At 60.4% G+C, this 17,841-nt stretch carries 17 protein-coding genes and 1 tRNA gene; 12 read left to right on the top strand and 6 right to left on the bottom strand.

What is annotated here, in order from left to right:
- Nucleotides 1-1,095 carry a D-alanine--D-alanine ligase gene (ddlA, locus tag ACXX81_RS19265; RefSeq protein WP_209988266.1) on the top strand — a complete coding sequence of 365 codons (1,095 nt, stop codon included), beginning with the start codon at nt 1-3 and terminating at the stop codon, nt 1,093-1,095.
- Nucleotides 1,096-1,321: 226 nt separating this feature from the next.
- Here ddlA and ggt read toward each other — a convergent pair whose 3' ends face one another.
- The 4 genes from ggt to ACXX81_RS19245 all read right to left on the bottom strand — a co-directional run bounded on the left by ggt (nt 1,322) and on the right by ACXX81_RS19245 (nt 5,033).
- Complete coding sequence (gene ggt / locus ACXX81_RS19260) at nt 1,322-3,133, bottom strand: gamma-glutamyltransferase (RefSeq protein WP_231423761.1); 1,812 nt, start codon at nt 3,131-3,133, stop codon at nt 1,322-1,324.
- A gap of 54 nt (nt 3,134-3,187) precedes the next feature.
- Complete coding sequence (locus tag ACXX81_RS19255; RefSeq protein WP_231423762.1) at nt 3,188-3,967, bottom strand: PhzF family phenazine biosynthesis protein; 780 nt, start codon at nt 3,965-3,967, stop codon at nt 3,188-3,190.
- Between the two features lie 147 nt (nt 3,968-4,114).
- Nucleotides 4,115-4,191 (bottom strand) — tRNA-Met (locus ACXX81_RS19250).
- 290 nt (nt 4,192-4,481) lie between these two features.
- Complete coding sequence (locus tag ACXX81_RS19245) at nt 4,482-5,033, bottom strand: RNA polymerase sigma factor (protein ID WP_209988276.1); 552 nt, start codon at nt 5,031-5,033, stop codon at nt 4,482-4,484.
- Nucleotides 5,034-5,296: 263 nt separating this feature from the next.
- Between ACXX81_RS19245 and ACXX81_RS19240 the strand changes: the two genes are divergently transcribed.
- From ACXX81_RS19240 to sctU, 11 genes are read left to right on the top strand one after another with little or no spacing between them, the layout of a single operon-like run.
- Nucleotides 5,297-6,352, top strand: a complete 1,056-nt coding sequence (locus ACXX81_RS19240) for a TyeA family type III secretion system gatekeeper subunit (protein WP_458572210.1) — start codon at nt 5,297-5,299, stop codon at nt 6,350-6,352.
- Nucleotides 6,349-8,433: a type III secretion system export apparatus subunit SctV gene (sctV, locus tag ACXX81_RS19235; protein WP_458572209.1), complete on the top strand. Its 2,085-nt coding sequence runs from the start codon at nt 6,349-6,351 to the stop codon at nt 8,431-8,433. The genes ACXX81_RS19240 and sctV overlap by 4 nt, the downstream gene beginning before the upstream one ends.
- 37 nt (nt 8,434-8,470) lie before the next feature.
- Nucleotides 8,471-9,370 (top strand): FHA domain-containing protein, encoded by a 900-nt coding sequence (locus ACXX81_RS19230; protein ID WP_209990646.1) that lies wholly within the window; start codon nt 8,471-8,473, stop codon nt 9,368-9,370.
- The gene (locus ACXX81_RS19225; protein WP_209988285.1) at nt 9,367-10,725 is read left to right on the top strand and encodes a FliI/YscN family ATPase; all 1,359 of its coding nucleotides are present in this window, start codon (nt 9,367-9,369) and stop codon (nt 10,723-10,725) included. The genes ACXX81_RS19230 and ACXX81_RS19225 overlap by 4 nt, the downstream gene beginning before the upstream one ends.
- A complete protein-coding gene (gene sctO / locus ACXX81_RS19220) occupies nt 10,712-11,125 on the top strand; it encodes a type III secretion system stalk subunit SctO (RefSeq protein ID WP_322212571.1) in 414 nt (137 codons plus the stop codon). Before ACXX81_RS19225 ends, sctO begins: the two co-directional genes overlap by 14 nt.
- Complete coding sequence (locus ACXX81_RS19215; protein WP_458572208.1) at nt 11,122-11,580, top strand: type III secretion system HrpP C-terminal domain-containing protein; 459 nt, start codon at nt 11,122-11,124, stop codon at nt 11,578-11,580. The genes sctO and ACXX81_RS19215 overlap by 4 nt, the downstream gene beginning before the upstream one ends.
- Nucleotides 11,577-12,590, top strand: coding sequence for a FliM/FliN family flagellar motor switch protein (locus tag ACXX81_RS19210; protein WP_209988292.1), 1,014 nt, complete (start codon nt 11,577-11,579; stop codon nt 12,588-12,590). The genes ACXX81_RS19215 and ACXX81_RS19210 overlap by 4 nt, the downstream gene beginning before the upstream one ends.
- Complete coding sequence (gene sctR / locus ACXX81_RS19205) at nt 12,587-13,240, top strand: type III secretion system export apparatus subunit SctR (protein ID WP_209988295.1); 654 nt, start codon at nt 12,587-12,589, stop codon at nt 13,238-13,240. Before ACXX81_RS19210 ends, sctR begins: the two co-directional genes overlap by 4 nt.
- Before the next feature lie 7 nt (nt 13,241-13,247).
- Nucleotides 13,248-13,511, top strand: coding sequence for a type III secretion system export apparatus subunit SctS (gene sctS, locus ACXX81_RS19200; protein WP_015371072.1), 264 nt, complete (start codon nt 13,248-13,250; stop codon nt 13,509-13,511).
- A gap of 10 nt (nt 13,512-13,521) precedes the next feature.
- A complete protein-coding gene (gene sctT, locus ACXX81_RS19195; protein ID WP_209990649.1) occupies nt 13,522-14,310 on the top strand; it encodes a type III secretion system export apparatus subunit SctT in 789 nt (262 codons plus the stop codon).
- Nucleotides 14,307-15,404 (top strand): type III secretion system export apparatus subunit SctU, encoded by a 1,098-nt coding sequence (gene sctU, locus ACXX81_RS19190; RefSeq protein WP_458572207.1) that lies wholly within the window; start codon nt 14,307-14,309, stop codon nt 15,402-15,404. Before sctT ends, sctU begins: the two co-directional genes overlap by 4 nt.
- Nucleotides 15,405-15,487: 83 nt before the next feature.
- Here sctU and hrpT read toward each other — a convergent pair whose 3' ends face one another.
- Nucleotides 15,488-15,691, bottom strand: coding sequence for an HrpT family type III secretion system protein (gene hrpT / locus ACXX81_RS19185; RefSeq protein WP_209988301.1), 204 nt, complete (start codon nt 15,689-15,691; stop codon nt 15,488-15,490).
- Complete coding sequence (gene sctC, locus ACXX81_RS19180) at nt 15,688-17,820, bottom strand: type III secretion system outer membrane ring subunit SctC (RefSeq protein ID WP_209988304.1); 2,133 nt, start codon at nt 17,818-17,820, stop codon at nt 15,688-15,690. The genes hrpT and sctC overlap by 4 nt, the downstream gene beginning before the upstream one ends.
- Between the last annotated feature and the right edge of the window lie 21 nt (nt 17,821-17,841).

Below are 17,841 nucleotides of genomic sequence, written 5' to 3'. Positions count from 1 at the left end.
ATGAGCAAGTTGCGGGTAGGTATTATTTTTGGTGGCCGATCGGCTGAGCATGAAGTGTCGCTGCAATCGGCGCGCAACATCGTCGATGCCCTGGACCGGTCGCGCTTCGAGCCGATCCTCATTGGGATCGACAAGGCCGGGCACTGGCACCTGAACGACACCTCGGACTTTCTGATCAATCAGGAAAACCCGGCCCTGATCGCCCTCAACCAATCCAATCGTGAGCTGGCGGTCGTGCCTGGCAAGGCCAGCCAGCAAGTGGTGGAAACCTCCGGCCAGGGGCTGCTGGCACCTATCGATGTGATTTTCCCCATCGTCCACGGCACCCTTGGCGAAGATGGCTGCCTGCAAGGCTTGTTGCGCATGGCGGACCTGCCCTTCGTCGGCGCCGACGTGCTTGGCTCGGCGGTGTGCATGGACAAGGACATCAGCAAGCGTCTGCTGCGTGACGCCGGCATTGCCGTCACCCCGTTCATCACGCTGACCCGGCGCACCGCGGCGCGTACATCCTTTGCCACGGCGGTGAACACACTCGGCCTGCCGATGTTCGTCAAGCCCGCCAACCAGGGCTCGTCGGTGGGCGTCAGCAAAGTTGCCGACGAAGCCGAGTACCACGCCGCGGTAGAACTGGCGCTCGGGTTTGATGAAAAAGTGCTGGTGGAATCCGCCGTCAGTGGCCGTGAAATCGAATGCGCGGTGCTGGGTAACGAACACCCGATTGCCAGCGGTTGCGGCGAGATCGTGGTGAGCAGCGGCTTCTACTCCTACGACAGTAAATACATCGACGAGCATGCCGCGCAGGTGGTGGTGCCGGCGGATATCAGCGTTGAAGCCTGCGAGCGCATTCGCAGCCTGGCGGTCGAGGCGTTCGAGGTGCTGGGTTGCGCCGGGCTGGCGCGGGTTGACGTGTTTCTCACGGACGACGGCGAAGTACTGATCAACGAAGTCAACTCACTGCCCGGCTTCACCCGCATCAGTATGTACCCCAAGCTGTGGCAGGCTGCCGGGATGAGTTACAGCGAACTGGTGAGCCGGCTGATCGACCTGGCGCTGGAGCGGCATGCGGGACGCAAGGGCTTGAAGATCAGTCGCTGACAGCTGTGTGGCGAGCGGGCTTGCCCTAATGCCGTTCAGTTAAGCGCAGATTCCCTATGGCGAGCAGGCTTGTCCTGCGTTGGGCTGCGCAGCAGCCCCAAAGCCAGGCGCTGAGCCGTATCGGGTACACCGCGTTTTGCTCGATTGGGGGCGCTTCGCACCCCAACGCAGGACAAGCCTGCTCGCCACATGGGGGAGCAGGTTTTGCACAGTTTATGGCCTTAGCTCAGTCACCCAAGGCTTCACCCTCACGCCGAGGGTCCGCGCCGCCGCTCAGCGACACTTTTCCCTGGGCATCGCGCGCGCGAACAATCGCCTGCACGCCGCTGGTCATGTCGATCTCGCTCAGTGCATGGCCTTTTTCCTTCAATGCCTTTTTCGTGCCTGGGCTGAACAATCCGGCCTCCAGTTCCGTCGCGCCATTGCGGCTGCCGAAATTGGGCAGGTTAATGGCGGCTTGCGGGTCAAGGTTCCAGTCGAGCATTGCCACCAGCGTCTTGCTCACATATTCGATGATCTGCGAGCCGCCTGGCGAGCCCAGCGTGGCCAGCAATTCACCGCTCTGGCGGTCGAATACAAGTGTGGGCGCCATGGCCGAGCGCGGACGTTTGCCAGGCTGCACACGGTTGGCAACCGGCTGACCGTGCTCTTCGGGGATGAACGAAAAGTCGGTCATCTGGTTATTCAGCAAGAAGCCCTGGACCATCACATGGGAGCCAAAGGCCGCTTCCACCGTGGTGGTCATCGATACGGCGCCGCCCAGGTCATCCACGGCCACCACCTGTGAGGTGGAAATGCGCAGCGGCGACCGGTCCGGCGCGTAGGCCACCTGGATGCCCGCCGGCTGTCCCGGTTTGGCGATCCCCATGCTGCGCTCACCGATCAGGTCGGCACGCCGCGCCAGATAATCCGGCGCAACGAGACCGGCAACCGGCACCGGCACAAAGTCCGCATCGGCCACATACTGCGCGCGGTCGGCAAACGCCAGGCGGCCGGCCTCGGCAAGCAGGTGCACGGCCTGCGGCGTGGGTTCGAACCCGGCCGGGGTGGCAAGCTTGACCGGGGTCATCGGCGCGAGGGCCTGGCGCGGGTCGCGGGTTTCCAGCGCCTGCAAGGTGCCGAGGATCTGCGCCACCGCAATCGCGCCAGACGACGGCGGCGGCATGCCACAGATTTTCCAGCGCTTGTAGTCGGTGCACAGCGGCGCCCGCTCCCTGGCGACGTAACCCGCGAGGTCGGACTTGGACAAGCCACCTGCATTACGGTGGCTCTGCACCTTGCGCGCAATTTCTTCGGCAATCGGACCACGGTACAGCGCGTCCGGGCCTTCCTTGGCGATGCGTTTGAACACAGCGGCCAGCGCCGGGTTTTTCAGCACAGTGCCGGTATCTTTCGGCGTGCCATCCGCCTTCAGGAAATAGGCGGCCATGTCCGGCGACTGCGCAATAAAACGGTCGGCCGCGATCAGGCTGTGCAACCGTGGGGAAATCGCAAAACCCTGTTCCGACAAACGAATGGCCGGCTCGAACAGTTTGGCCCATTGCAGGTGCCCGGTCTTTTTGTGCGCCATCTCCAATGCGCGCAACACACCGGGTGTGCCGACGGAGCGCCCGCCGATCTGGGCATCGGTGAAAGCCATCGGGGTGCCATCGGCGTTCAGAAAAAGACGCTCGGTCGCTGCGGCTGGCGCGGTTTCGCGACCGTCATAGGCGTGCACGTTTTCGCCGTCCCACAGCATGATGAATGCGCCGCCGCCGATGCCGGACGACTGCGGCTCCACCAGGGTCAGTACGGCTTGCATGGCAATCGCCGCGTCAATCGCCGAGCCGCCCTGGCGCAGCATCTCCCGCCCGGCTTCGGCGGCCAGCGGGTTCGCGGCGGCCGCCATGTGGCGTTCGGCATGGCGCAGGGTGAGGTCGTTGCGATAACCCGATCCCGACTCCGGTGCGGGAGGCGGTTCGTTGAGCGCGGTGTGACAGGCCGACAGGGCGAAGGCTGCGGCGATGATCGACAAAGGGCGGCGGGAAATTGAAAACACGTGTTGAACTCCGTTTACGTTGAGAATGCTCGACCGTCCTTTGGGTCGTGCGTTTTACAGGTAAATCGTGCCTTGCATGTACAGCACCGCCTTGCCGGAAATAATCACGCGCTCACCCTCAAGCTCGCAGCGCAACTGGCCCTTGCGCGCACCGCCCTGCTCGGCAGTCAATTGCGATTTGCCCAGGCGTGCCGCCCAGAATGGCGCCAGTGACGTGTGCGCGGAACCCGTGACGGGGTCTTCATTGACGCCCACATTCGGCCCGAACCAGCGCGAGATGAAATCAAACCCCGTGCTTTTGGCGGTCACGGCAATGCCGCGCTTGGGCAAGCCCTTGAGGCTTGCAAAATCCGGCGTCAGTGCAGCGACTTGAGCCTCGTCGCTCACCAGCACAATGTAGTCATCGGTGCTGAATACCTCGGCGTGCTCAATCCCCAACGCGCTCAGCAGTCCGGCGGGCGGCTCACAGCGTTCGGGTTGCCGGGCCGGGAAGTCCATTGCCAGTTCTTCGCCCTGGCGCGTCACCCGTAGCTCGCCGCTGCGAGTGGCGAAGCGCAGCACCTGCGGCGCATCCGCCAGCACATGGAACAATACCCAGGCTGCCGCCAGCGTGGCATGGCCGCACAGGTCGACTTCAACTGAAGGGGTAAACCAGCGCAACTCATAGTGCTCGCCACGGGGCACGAAATACGCGGTTTCCGAGAGGTTGTTCTCAGCGGCAATGTTCTGCAGTTGCTCGTCGGGCAGCCATTCGGTGAGCGGGCAGACGGCTGCGGGGTTGCCGCCGAACGGATGCTGGCTGAAGGCGTCGACTTGGTAGATGTCCAGTTTCACCGTGGGGCGCTCCATGTGGGGGAGGCAGGACACTAACAGTGGGGTTGGAGGGCGTCAAAATACAGTTGGGAAGTTTTTGTGCGCTTCAGGCACTTTTCTCAAGGCATAAAAAAACGGCCTACCTTTCGGTAAGCCGTTTTTAGTACTTGGTGGCTACGCAGGGACTTGAACCCCGGACCCCAGCATTATGAATGCTATGCTCTAACCAACTGAGCTACGTAGCCAAGTGGCGCGCATTATTCGCGCAGAACGAGAATGCGTCAAGCACTTTTGTTGAGATTTTTTCTACGCTTTCAATTGTTTAACCGGAGCTGGCGCCGCTGAAGACGGGCGATCAGGTGTGCGCGGCGATCGAGCAGGGCGGCTGACGCGCTTTGATTGGCCGGTAGTTTCGAGTTGGGCATCTTTGAAGACGAGGCGAGAGAGGGGATCGTTGCAGAGGCGTTATTAAAGAAATTCGTTTTACATTCGGTTGGGCAGATATCCCTGCCGCCCAACGCTTGCTCCCAGGCGCTTACGGTTGCAGCGGGTTATACGTGACGCGTTTAAGGTGTTCGCGCGCCCGAGACAGGCGTGAACGAACGGTACCGATGGGGATGTCCAACGCGTTGGCAGTGTCCTGATAGCTGCCGTCGGTCTCCAGTGAGGCGTACAGCGTCTTGCGCATTTCTGCAGGCAGGTGGTCGATGGCGCTCAGGGTTTTCTCCAGTCTGCGGTTGATTTCGAACTCCCAATCCAGGTTTTTGTTTTCCTCCTGTCCATGCCACAGCGACTCATCGAATTCGCAATGCACCGGTTTGGCATAGAGGCGTCGGAAGTGGTTGCGGACCAGGTTCTGCGCAATGCCACACATCCAGGTGCTGAGGCTCGCCTGACCACTGAATCGTTCCCTGTTGCGCCATGCCTCCAGGTAGGTGAGTTGCAGGATATCGTCGGCATCTTCGGGGTTAAGCACGCGTTTGTGAATAAAACGTCGGAGTTTTTTCTGCTGTTCGTCCGTCAGTTGGAGCATGAATTGAGGCGAGTTACCAACGAGCTGCGCTAAAGCTTCAATAGGGATATTCACGATTTTTTCCTCAGGGTAAACGCGATCGAAAAAATTTCGATGGAAACCCCTTTAGCACTGGCTGTGCCAAACGGAAAAAACATGCAACCTCATGATTTTGATAGATAAATATATTGAAATGTCGCGTTTTTACGCAGCAACTTGCAAAAAGTACCGATGGCGCGTGCCAGTCTTGTCAAACGCATCGATAGACGCGTTTTGATGGAACTGCATCGGCGGGCGTAACCACACACGAAGCACACTCTTCCTGTATTGGCATGCCCATGAAAGTCGAATCTCCCAACGATGCGTCATCTGCCCGGCATCTGGATCAGTCCGCCACTTCGCTTGTCTCCGCGTCCGCGCTGGCGAAAGTCGATGAGCTTGTCCAGATCTTCAACCATGAGGTTCTTGCCGTTAACCAGGCCCAGCAGGCCATGGCGATACGCATACCTCCCTCCGCGCAGTTGACGCAGCTTTACGATCAGCTGGGTTATCCGGCCCAGGAGTCGTTGGCAGCCATTTCGCGGCGGTTCAGGCAGCAGTTGCAGCACAACGTCAGTGTCGACAAGTGGGTGGAACTTGCCGAGGGGGATCCCGCGCGTGCGTTCGTGGTGCTCAAGCATCTGGAAGTGCATTTGGACAGTGAGGCACGCCCCTCCGAAGCTGCGAGGGCGCGGGAGGCCATTGCCCTGTTGTCGGTGGGTTTCAAGGGGGAAATCCAGGCGGGCCTTACATTCGCCGGTGCGCTGCTGAAGGCAGGTGGCGATCCGCAAGAGCGCCAGGCGCTGCGTACTCTCTATTATGCCAGCATCTCCACGCGCCAATCCCTGGCGACGATAATGCAGGCCTTGCTGGGCGAGTACGGTGGCGACACGTTTTCCGCCAGGCTCGGCAACATGCGCAAGGCTTTGGCTGACGACATCGCGACCCTGGTTTCGGCAATGACCACGCCCCGATTGCGCACCTTGTTACTGGCACTGCAAAGTTGTGGACAATTAGGCACGGTATTAGCCAGTTGCAATGCGGTGATCGAGCGGCTGGGCCTCGATTGCGACGGCGTAAGTCTTCTGCAGCGCCTGCTGGGATATGCCGGCAGCGGTATCGATGCAGGTGAAATCCTGCGGCTTGGGCATGATCTGGGAGGTCATCCGACGCTTCGGCAAGTGGTGCTTCTCAACGCACTTTATCCGCTGATGCGCGATTTGCCCCTGGCGTTGTGGCCGGACAGTCGAGTGCGGCAGGACGCCCTGGACTGCTTCCTGGCGGTAATGGGCGAACTGGAACGCAGTGAGCGCAAACCCTCGCGCTTTGCCGGTGACCTGGGGGCGCTGGCGTGACGGTACTGTCTACCATCAACCTGGCGTTGCTCAAAGTGGCACAGCGTGCCGAAGTGCTGGGCGCCGTGGTGGTCCTGGGCATTGTATTCATTTTTATCGTGCCGCTGCCGACCTGGCTGGTAGACATCCTGATTGCAATCAACATCTGCATATCATGCCTGTTGATCGTACTGGCGCTGTATTTGCCAGGGCCTTTGGCGTTCTCCTCGTTTCCTTCGATTTTGCTGCTGACCACGATGTTTCGCTTGGCGTTGTCGATTGCCACGACGCGTCTGATTTTGCTGGAGCAGGACGCCGGCCATATCGTCGAGGCGTTCGGCAACTTCGTGGTGGGGGGGAATCTGGCCGTCGGCATGGTGATCTTTCTGATCCTCACCCTGGTCAACTTTCTGGTGATCACCAAGGGCTCGGAGCGGGTCGCCGCGCGGTTCAGTCTGGATGCGATGCCGGGTAAGCAGATGTCCATCGACAGTGACCTGCGTGCCGGTCTGATCGACGGTATGCAGGCACGCGATAAACGCGAGCAGTTGTCCCGCGAGAGCCAGTTGTTCGGTGCCATGGACGGAGCCATGAAGTTCGTCAAGGGGGATGCCATCGCCGGTTTGATCATCGTTGTGGTCAACCTGCTGGGCGGCTTCACCACGGGTATGTTTCAACACGACCTGAGCGCGGCCGAATCGATACAGCTGTATTCGGTACTGACCATCGGCGACGGCCTGATTGCGCAGATTCCAGCCCTGCTGATCTCCCTGACGGCCGGCATGATCATCACCCGTGTGGCGCCGGACGGACGCAACGGTACGAGCAATATGGGCGCTGAAATCGCCCGGCAAATGACCAGTGAACCCAAGAGCTGGATGATTGCATCGGTCGGCATGCTCGCGTTTGCAGTGGTGCCCGGCATGCCTACCCTGGTGTTTATCCTGATCTCGGCGGCCACCGGCTCCCTGGGCTATTTCCTGATGCGTCAGCGTCAACGCGAAGAAAAGCCCAAGGAGGACGTTGCCAATGTCGTGCGCCCCGAAGAGAACGGTAATGAGGACTTGCGTGGGTTCGATCCATCGCGGCCTTATCTGTTGCAGTTTCCTCCGTCCTTACGGGGGACGCCTGAGGTTACGGACCTTATTCACGGGATCCGCCAGGCACGAAATTCGCTGGTCGCCAATATTGGCCTGACCTTGCCGCCGTTCGAAGTCGAGCTCGACGACTCGCTGGCCGCCGATGAAATGCGTTTTTGTGTGCATGAGGTACCGATGGTCAAGGCCTCGGTGGTCACGCTCGTTGCCGTTGAACGTAAGGCGCTGGCGGTCGAGCCGGAGCACGCGATACCAGGACTGGCCGAGCGTGATGAGCAGGATTGGCTCTGGTTGCCACCTGATGATCCGCTGCTTGCCGACCCCGCGCTTGAACGCTTTACCGCGACAAGCCTGATTCTTGATCGCATGAGGCAGGCAATGATGCTCAGCGGACCGCAGTTCCTGGGTATTCAGGAGAGCAAGGCGATCCTCAGCTGGCTTGAGCACAACCAGTCGGAGCTGGTGCAGGAGCTGCAACGCATCATGCCGCTGTCGCGGTTTTCGGCGGTTTTGCAGCGCCTGGCCAGTGAGGGCGTGCCGCTGCGTGCGGTGCGGCTGATTGTCGAGTCGCTGATCGAGCATGGCCAGCATGAGCGCGAACCCGACGCGCTCGCCGACTATGCGCGCATTGCCCTCAAGGCGCAGATCTTCCAGCAGTACAGCGAGGACGATGGTCTGCATGCCTGGTTGTTGTCTCCCCATACCGAGAACATCCTGCGCGAGGCGTTGCGCCAGACCCAGACCGGGGTGTTCTTTGCGCTTGATAACGAAAGCAGCGCCGCGTTGGTCAACCTCCTCAACCAGGCATTTACCGTGCGCGCCAGGAGCAAGAGCGTGATGTTGGTGGCGCAGGACCTGCGCAGCCCTCTACGTGCCTTGTTGCTGGAGGAGTTCAACCACGTACCTGTGTTGTCGTTTGCCGAGTTGGCAAGCACGTCCAAGGTAAAGGTCCTGGGGCGTTTTGATCTGGGGCAGGACGAATTGATGCGCGGTGCGGCGGCATGATTTTTCACCCGGGTTCAACGCACGGGAGGGCTCGATGATGTTTGAGCTGCGAGTGCTTAATGGTCAGCGCCAGGGGGCTGCGTTACCGCTATTTGGCGAGCAGTGGAGCATCGGTGCTCACCCTGATGCCGACCTGATGCTCAACGACCCCGGTATCGCCGAGCAGCATGCGCGGCTGCGGTTGGCTGACTCGCAATGGTCGGTGCAGGCTGAAGCCGGACTGCTGCACGACGCCCAGGGGCAAGTGCTGGCACAGATTGCGAGCCTGGCGTTGAACGTCCCTTTTTCGGTAGGGGCCATTCGACTCTACGTCAGCCTGGCCGATCAACCCTGGCCTGAAACACCCGCCCCGGCCCCTGCGCCCGCGCCGCGAGCAAGCGAGGCATCACCGACGCTGCAGTTGTCCTCCATCTCCAACAGGCAGCAAAAACGCCTGATCAGCGCGGTGCTGTTGGTGGCGGTCATCGGTGTGGTGGTCAGCATGGTGTCCTCCGGAGAACGTGATGCGCAGGCTTCCCTGATGCCTCCCGTGGCGGTTAAACAACAACTGGCCTCGCCGTTTGAAGTCCGTCAGCAATTATTGAAAATGCTCAGCGAGCGTGAGTTGAGCCAAAGGGTCAGCCTGGAGGTGATCAATGGCCAGATCGCGCTCAATGGCGTTGTATCCCCGGACGATATGGAACTGGTCGCGCGCATGCTCAGCCGTTTTGGCGAGCTGTTCGACAGTGCGGTCCCGGTGATCAGTCGTGTACGCGCCCGCGATGGGGCGCTGCCGTTCAAGATCGTGCAGATCGTCGGCGGGCCGAACGGCCACGTCGTTCTTGAGGAAGGCAGCCGGCTGTTCGTGGGGGACGAGGTGGATGGTTTGCGCCTGGTGTTGATCGACAACACCAAGGTGGTTTTCGATGGCGCGCAGCGCTATGAGGTGCGCTGGTGAGTACGGAACTGCAGGCGCGTCTGGCGGCCTGGGAGCAGCGCCAGACGCGGTCGCTGGCCAACTTCACGCCGGTGACGATGCGCGGTCGAGTGCAGCGCGTGAATGGCATGCTGTTGCAATGTCGTTTGCCCGACGCGCGTATCGGTGACCTGTGCCAGGTAGAAAAGTCCGTCGACGACTACATGCTGGCTGAGATCATCGGTTTTGATCAGCAGGACGCCGTACTCAGCGCCCTTGGCAATCTTGAAGGGATACGTGTGGGCGCCAGCGTACAGCGCCTGGGGGTGTCGCACCGGGTGCTGGTCAGTGATGAGTTGCTGGGCCAGGTGCTCGATGGTTTCGGCCGGCCGATCAGTGGCGTTGGCCCCAGTGCGTTTGTCGAGGCCGACAGTCCCGATGCAAGCATGGTGTTGTGTGAGGCGCCGCTGCCGACCGAACGTCCCAGGATCCATCGCGCATTGGCGACCGGAGTGCGCTCGATCGATGGCTTGCTGACGCTTGGCGAGGGCCAGCGTGTGGGGCTGTTTGCCGGCGCTGGCTGCGGCAAGACCACCTTGCTGGCGGAGATTGCCCGTAACGTCGAGTGCGATGTGATTGTGTTTGGCCTGATCGGCGAGCGCGGACGCGAACTGCGCGAGTTTCTCGATCACGAACTGGATGACCAATTGCGCGCCAAGGCCGTGCTGGTGTGCGCGACGTCCGATCGTTCAAGCATGGAGCGCGCCCGCGCGGCCTTCACGGCGACGGCCCTGGCAGAGGGCTATCGCCGCAAGGGCAAGCGCGTGCTGCTGCTGATCGACTCCCTGACGCGGTTTGCGCGCGCCCAGCGCGAAATCGGTCTGGCAGCCGGTGAACCGCTGGGACGAGGCGGCCTGCCGCCCTCGGTTTACAGCCTGCTGCCGCGATTAGTGGAGCGCGCCGGCTTGACCCAGGACGGCGTTATCACGGCGATCTACACCGTGCTTATCGAACAGGACTCCATGAGCGACCCCGTGGCTGACGAAGTTCGCTCGCTGCTCGATGGCCACATTGTGCTGTCCCGCAAGCTGGCCGAGCGAGGTCACTACCCGGCGGTTGACGTACTGGCCAGTCTGTCGCGAATTTTGAGCAACGTCGCCACGCCCGAGCATATTCGGGCCGGTACGGCACTGCGTCGTCTGTTGTCGGCGTACCAGCAGATCGAGCTGATGCTGAAGTTGGGTGAGTACCAGCCTGGCAGTGACGCCCTGACCGACATGGCGGTGGACAGCCGTTCGCGCGTGGACGGTTTTCTGCGCCAGGACTTGCGCGAGCCCGCGCTGATGGACTCGACCCTGGATCAACTGACGGAGCTTACCGCCCATGTCCCTTTCTGAATTGGAAACCTTGCGGCGTCTGCGCAAGCATCGGGCGGACCGGGCCGAGCGTGTATTGGGCAAGGCCAAAAGGCATCAGCGAGCCCTGCAATTGCAAGTTGAGCAGGCACAGCAAGTCCTCGAGCAAACCCGCCTGCAGGAAGCCCAGGCGGGTGCACAGCTTCTGAGCCAGCATCAAGGACAGGTGATCTCGTTTCAGGCGCTCAAGTCGTGGAATAACCAGGAGCGCTCATTGTCCGCCACGACGCAGCGCGAAGAAGCCCAATTGCAAGGATTGCACGGACAGCAGGAGCAGCAAGTGACCGAGGTCGACCTTGCGCAGAAGCAGGTCACCCAATGTTTGCGTGAGGTTGAAAAAATTCTGGAATTGTCCCGTTTACTGGCGCAGGAAGAGACATGAAAGAAATACCTGCAAGCAAGCCCGAGCGGCCGCGTGCGCGCGAGTACGGACGAGAAGACGAATCGGCTATCGAAGGTGTGTTGCCCCTGAACTACGCAAGTCTGTTCACCCACCTGTTTACCTACGAGCAAGGCGAAGGCGGTTATGTTTCCGGCCTGCCAGGCTCAATCGTGTCGACGAATAAATTGATGCTCGAAGCCCTGGCTGGGCAGTTGGCGTCGCGAATACAGGCAACTGCGCAATGGCCCTTGCTGGCAGTGCTTTACCTGCCGCGTCGAGGGCGGATCAACGCCCGTGTGCAGAGATCGCCGGGTAGCTGGGACATCGAGTTGCAAGCCGAAGAGGCGCACACGACGCAGTGGCTCGGTACGGTGCAGAAAAGCCTTCAGAGCAGGCTGGTCGAGGCGTTGGGGCAGCCTGTCGACGTTCAGCTCGCGCGCGTGAGCCCGGCATGATCATGTCGGCGTTGACATTGCCAAGGGTCGAGGCGGGAAGGGCGGCAGCGCTGCATCGGCTGGGGCGCGGCTTGCGCCTGTCGTTCCAGGTGGGTGATCAGCGTGGTGCTTTTTTGCTTGAGCCCGGCCTCACGCCCGTAGGGGTGAACCCGTTGTGTTTCGAGAGCGCTCTGGGCGTGCTGGCGTTTTCTGACCCGGAAGCGATGTTCAGCTTGATGGGGGAATGCCCGGTCACCCTGGCGCAGGTTGGCAACGATCCCAAATCCTGGTTCTGGGAATTGTTCCAGCTTCACCTCGCCCCGCAGGTGTCGTCGTTGTTTGGCTATCTGCGCTTGCTGCCCGCACCCAGAAAGCTGGACTTTGGTTGTCGCTTTACCGTGACGCTGGGGCTCTCCAGGGTTGCAGGTCACCTGTGGCTGGCCCCCGAAAGTTTGCTGGCTGCCTATGCGGCCGGCCCCTGGGAGCAGATGGCCGCTGCGCTGCCCGTGTCTTTTCCATTGGCAATCAGCGTGAAGCTGGGCGGCTTGAGCCTGCCCGTCGCACAAGTGCGCGATCTGCGAGCGGGTGATGTGTTGATGCTCGAACAGGCCTTTTTCGATGTGCAGGGCCTTGGCCACTTGCCTGTTGGGAGTCGTTTGTTGCAAGGGCGTATTGAAGATGAATCCGGGCGGTTATGCCTGAACCTTATTGCGATCAAGGAAGCGTCCGTGGACGAAGAGTTTGTCATACAAGAATACCCGGGGCCTGAGCTTGACCACCCGGTGGAGGATGCCTTCGGCCGGGAGCCCTTTGACGAGTTGAGCATGGCGTTGACCGTGCGCTGTGGTGTCCTCACGCTGACCCTGGGCGAATTGCGCAACCTGGCTCCCGGTACCGTGGTGGGCATTACCGGGTACGCCCCCGGCGTCGCCGGCCTGTATTACGGTGACCGTCCCATTGGGCAAGGGCAGTTGGTGGAAGTGGAAGGTCGACTCGGCTTGCAATTGACGCGCGTGGTGTTCTCCCGATGATGTTCCAGGGCGTTGATCCCGTTGTACTCGCGCTGTTCTTCGGTGCAATGTCGGTGCTGCCGATGCTGTTGGTCGTCTGTACGGCGTTTCTCAAGATTGTCATTGTGCTGATGATTACGCGTAACGCCATCGGCGTGCAGCAGGTGCCTCCGAGCATGGCGATCAATGGTATAGCGTTGGCTGCCACGCTCTTTGTCATGGCCCCGGTGGGCTATCAGATCGCCGAGAACCTCAAGACATCCCCGCTGGACATGAGCAATGTACAGACGCTTCAGGCAACGGGCCTTGTGGCAATAGAGCCGTTGCGCACTTTCATGAAGCGCAATACCGACCCGGATGTGCTCACCCATCTGCAGGAGAACAGCGCGCGCATGTGGCCGCCGGAAATGGTGCAAAGCACCCAGCGCGAAGACCTGGTGCTGTTGATTCCGGCGTTTGTGGTGTCGCAGTTGCAGGCCGGGTTCGAGATCGGCTTCCTGATCTATATCCCGTTTATCGTCATCGATTTGATCGTGTCCAACCTGCTGCTGGCGCTGGGCATGCAAATGGTTTCGCCCATGACCATTTCCCTGCCACTCAAGCTGCTGCTGTTCGTCATGGTTTCCGGCTGGTCGCGGTTGCTCGACAGCCTTTTCCTTTCTTACCTCTGAGTACCCTATGGAACCGATCGTGCTGTTCAAGCAGGGCATGCTGCTGGTCGTGGTGTTGACGGCACCGCCACTGATCGTGGCAGTGGTGGTCGGCGTATTGACGTCGCTGGTTCAGGCGCTGATGCAGATCCAGGATCAGACCCTGCCCTTTGGCATCAAGCTGGTTGCGGTGGGTATCACACTGATATTGACGGGACGCTGGATCGGCGTGGAGTTGATTCAACTGATCAACCTGATGTTCGACATGATCGCTCGCTCGGCATTGAACTGAGGGCATGTCCGTGGTGCTTTATCTCGATTTACTAACGAGCCTGTTGATTGGCATGGCGCGTATCTATCCCTGTGCCATTCTGGTGCCGGCGTTCTGTTTCCAGCACATACGCGGCTTGCCCCGTCACGCCGTCGTGATGGTCATGGCCTTCATTCCGGCGCCGGGTATCCATGCCGTACTCGCGGGCCAGGACTACTCGGCGCTGATGATCATCGGGCTGATAGGCAAAGAGGCGGCCCTGGGTATTTTGCTGGGTGTCCTGTTGGCGATGCCCTTCTGGATGTTCGAGTCGGTCGGTGCCCTGCTGGACAACCAGCGCGGCGCCCTGGCCGGTGGTCAGCTCAACCCTTCGCTGGGGCCGGACGCAACGCCCGTCGGGCATTTGTTCAAGCAACTGGTGATCTACCTGCTGATCGCTGTGCTGGGGCTGAGTGTCCTCATGCAAGTGATTTGGGACAGCTATCGAATCTGGCCGGCCACGGCCTGGATACCGCTGCCGGCAGTCAACGGATTCGGCGTGTTCCTGGGGATACTCGGCGATACCTTTACCCACATGATGCTCTACGCCGCGCCTTTTATTGCGGTGCTGTTGTTTATGGAGTTCGGCATTGCGCTGCTCGGGGTTTACAGTCAGCAACTACAGGTGAGCACGCTGGCGCCACCGGTAAAGTGCCTCGCAGGCATTGGCATTTTGTTGCTGTACTTTGCGTTGCTGCAGGACTTGATGGTCGGGCGCCTTAACCTGTTGAGCGATCTCAAGCATTCACTCGGGCTGATGTTCCAGGTCTCGACGCCATGAGCGACTCAGGTGAAAAGAAACACCCCGCGTCAGCCAAAAAACTGCGCGATCAGCGCAAGAAAGGCCAGGTTTCCCAGAGTCAGGACATCGGCAAGCTGATGGCGTTGGCTGCCATCAGCGAGATTGCGTTGTTCACTGCCGAAGCCAGTTTGCAACGCTTCCAGCAACTGATCAGTTTGCCCATGTCGAGCATGGCCCAGCCTTTCACGCGGGCGCTGGAGGAAGTGCTGTTCGAGGGGCTGACGGTGTTTTTCTCGTTCGCCCTGCTGATGGTCGCGACGGCCATTCTCATGAAGCTGATCAGCAGCTGGATGCAGTTCGGATTGTTGTTCGCGCCGGAGACGTTGAAGCTCGACTTCAACCGCGTCAACCCGCTCAATCAACTCAAGCAGATGTTCTCCGCTCAATCGGTCATGAATCTGTTGATGAGCATCGCCAAGGCGCTGCTGCTGGGCTTGGTTGTGTATCTGGTGATCAGACCCTCATTGGGTGCGCTGATCAACCTGGCCAACAGTGACCTGCAAACCTACATCCTGGCGTTGATCGTGCTGTTCCGCTACTTGCTGCACGCCTGCCTGGCGCTGCTGCTGGTGCTGGCACTCATTGACCTGGTTCTGCAAAAGCACTTTTTCGCCAAACGCATGCGCATGACCCAGGTCGAGGTCGTCAAAGAGTACAAGGACATGGAAGGCGATCCGCATGTAAAGGGCAAGCGCCGCGCGTTGGCACAGCAGTTGGCCCAGGAGGAACCGAAGGTCAAGCTGCCCAAGCTCGAGGAGTCCGACATGCTTGTGGTCAACCCGACGCACTTTGCTGTGGCCCTGTATTACCGCCCTGGCAAAACGCCGCTGCCGGTGCTGGTCAACAAGGGGACGGACGACGAGGCCCGCGAGTTGATCCGCCAGGCGAAGGCGGCCGAGGTGCCGGTGATCCAGTGTGTCTGGCTGGCCCGTACACTCTATACACACAAACTGGGCGCTGGTATTCCCCGCGAGACCTTGCAGGCGGTGGCCTTGATCTACCGCACCTTGCGCGAGCTTGACGATGACGCCAAGCGCGAAACCCTGGAGTTGCCGGCGCTGGAGTTGCGCTGATCAGCGCCTTGCGCGCCGTCAGGCGACGCTCTTATCCATCTGCAGATCAGACGCCCGGTAACACCGGGCGTTGATCACTGAGCTTATCGTTCCAGCGAGATCGTCTGGTAGTCCGCGCGTTCGCCGGACGGGCCGGGCTCGACGCGCATCTGCGGTGGCCACCAGATCACCAGCGTGTCTTTGGTCGATTGCGGACGCGAGCAGGAGTCGCCTTTACACGTGGGGCTGCAGCCGGTGATGAGCAGCACTGCGCTGATCAGAGTGACGCACAACAAGCGGTGTTTCATGGCGTGGCCTTTTTAGCTGGAGTGAGCAAGGAGGGGCGCGGCACGCTCAGGTGTTCATCTTTAACCACCGGGCGCATGGCAATGAATACCTCGGCTTCTTCACCTGGTTTGAGCCAGGCTCGCGGCCACACGGTCACGGCCAGGGTTTGCGAGGTGCTGCATTCCTTTTCGTCGATACGCACATTGCGCTTGAGCTGATTGCGCAGCACGACCACGGCCACATTGAACTGCGGGCCGGCGTACCACTGGCTGCGTTCGGTATTCATGGCCAGTAAGTCGCGGGTGCTGCACAAGGTGTCCAGGCCCAGGGGCATTGGGGCCGGCTTGAAGGCCAGGGGCACTCGCCCGGTCACCAAATTCGCCAGCGTGCTGGTGATGTCACTGCGGTTGATGACGGGCGCGTGTTCGGCATAACGCCTGGCCAGCGGCTTGAGGGCTGCCTGCAGTTCGGCCTGGTCGTCCTGCGGCAGGTAACGTGAGGGATCGGCCTGATCACCGATCACGCGCGGGGTCAGGATGAACAGGCGTTCGCGACGATTGTTCTTGCGTTCGCTGGAGGAGAACAACACCTTGCCCAGTAGCGGTATATCCCCCAGCAAAGGGATCTTGTTGCGCCTGTCGGTGCTTTCGGTGACATGGAATCCACCGACCACCAGCGAGCGTTTTTCCGCCATCACCGCCTGCGTGCTGACATTGCCCCGGCGCACATCGGGGCCCAGGCGATTGGGGTCCGACTCGTCGAAGTTGCCGTCCTCGATGTCCACCAGCAGGTGAACCTGATGAGTGCCGCGGGTGGTAATCACCCTCGGCACCACTTGCAGGCTGGTGCCCACAGTAATGGGCAGTATAGTCGCGACCTCGGTGCCTGCTGTCAGGTACTGGGTGCGATTGAAGTCAATCACCGAAGGCTGGTTTTCCAGGGTGAGGACCGAGGGGTTGGAGACCATGGTTGCCAGGCCGCGTTGCTCCAACGCCCGTATTTTGGCAAAGAAACGGTCACGGTTTTCGATCGACAGCTGCGATGAACTTCCCGGTGCCAGCCTCATGTCGCTGCTGAAACGACTGTTGCCCCAGTTGACCCCGAATTCGCGCAATTGACTGCGTTCTATGTCCAGGATGATGGCGTCGATTTCCACCATTTTTCGCGCGACGTCGAGCTGGGAAATCAGCTCGCGGTACATCGCTTGCCGCTCCGGCAGGTCATAGATCAGCACGGCGTTGTTACGCACATCGGCTTCGACGCGGATTCGGCCGGACGACACGGGGGCTCGCGGGGTAAGCGTTGCGCCGGTCTCCAACGGCCCGCCGTTCGCTGTCTGGCCGAGCATCTGCCCCAGCATCGGATTGTTCAACCTTGGATAACTCGGCGTGATGGGCGACGGCTTGGATGAAGAGGACCGTGGACTCATCGTCGACAGTGTGGAAGGCGACCGAGGCTCCAACAACCCGCGCAGCATGCTGGCGACGCCAGGAATGGATATTTTCTCGCCGCGATAATCTATCTGGCGATCTCCTGCGTTGGCGAATTTCAGCGGATAGCTGAGCACGCTCTGTTTTTCGTCGGCTGATTTACGCTGGCTACTGAATTGCTTGATCTGGTCGATGTAACGCTTGGGACCGGAGACCAGCACCACGCCGTCATCGGGCAGTTCGCCCCAGCCGAAACGGCTGTCGAGCAGGCCGATATCGGTCAGGGCTCGCTTGAGGTCGGCGACGGTTTCGGCGGAGACTTCAAGGCGTGCGGACTCTTGCAGGTCCAGCGTGCTGATATAAAGCGTGTTGTTGTAGAGGTACCACTGGAAGCGGTGTTCCACCCCCAGTCTGTCGAGTAATGACTGCGGGGTATTGGCGCGTATCTTGCCATTTACGATGCCGTCCAGTAGGCCATCGATCTGCAACTGTGTGCCAAATGTCTGAGCGAAATCTTCCAGCACATCCCGCAGGGGCTTATGTTCGGCCTCGTAGGCGTAAGCGGTGTTTTTCCAGTCGGAGGGAATAGCGGCGACGGCGCTGTGAAGCGGTGCCAATAAAAAGGGCAGCGCGAGCAGGAGGCGCCATTGAGTGCGCTTAGCCTGGTGTGCGGGCGAATTTAAACGCAAGCGGGTGTGCTTGTGGGTCTTGCTATGCATGACAGGGTCTCTGTTTCAGTG

This window comes from Pseudomonas sp. GNP013 (genome assembly GCF_054343995.1).
The sequence above is the reverse complement of the archived record's forward strand: the minus strand, read 5'-3'. Positions and strand labels throughout refer to the sequence as shown.

Coding starts and splice junctions, on each gene's coding strand:
- sctS (WP_015371072.1), top strand. CDS start 13,248: ATGGAACCGATCGTGCTGTTCAAGCAGGGCATGCTGCTGGTCGTGGTG.
- ACXX81_RS19240 (WP_458572210.1), top strand. CDS start 5,297: ATGAAAGTCGAATCTCCCAACGATGCGTCATCTGCCCGGCATCTGGAT.
- sctR (WP_209988295.1), top strand. CDS start 12,587: ATGATGTTCCAGGGCGTTGATCCCGTTGTACTCGCGCTGTTCTTCGGT.
- ACXX81_RS19230 (WP_209990646.1), top strand. CDS start 8,471: ATGTTTGAGCTGCGAGTGCTTAATGGTCAGCGCCAGGGGGCTGCGTTA.
- sctC (WP_209988304.1), bottom strand. CDS start 17,820: ATGCATAGCAAGACCCACAAGCACACCCGCTTGCGTTTAAATTCGCCC.
- ACXX81_RS19215 (WP_458572208.1), top strand. CDS start 11,122: ATGAAAGAAATACCTGCAAGCAAGCCCGAGCGGCCGCGTGCGCGCGAG.
- sctO (WP_322212571.1), top strand. CDS start 10,712: ATGTCCCTTTCTGAATTGGAAACCTTGCGGCGTCTGCGCAAGCATCGG.
- hrpT (WP_209988301.1), bottom strand. CDS start 15,691: ATGAAACACCGCTTGTTGTGCGTCACTCTGATCAGCGCAGTGCTGCTC.
- ddlA (WP_209988266.1), top strand. CDS start 1: ATGAGCAAGTTGCGGGTAGGTATTATTTTTGGTGGCCGATCGGCTGAG.
- ACXX81_RS19210 (WP_209988292.1), top strand. CDS start 11,577: ATGATCATGTCGGCGTTGACATTGCCAAGGGTCGAGGCGGGAAGGGCG.
- sctU (WP_458572207.1), top strand. CDS start 14,307: ATGAGCGACTCAGGTGAAAAGAAACACCCCGCGTCAGCCAAAAAACTG.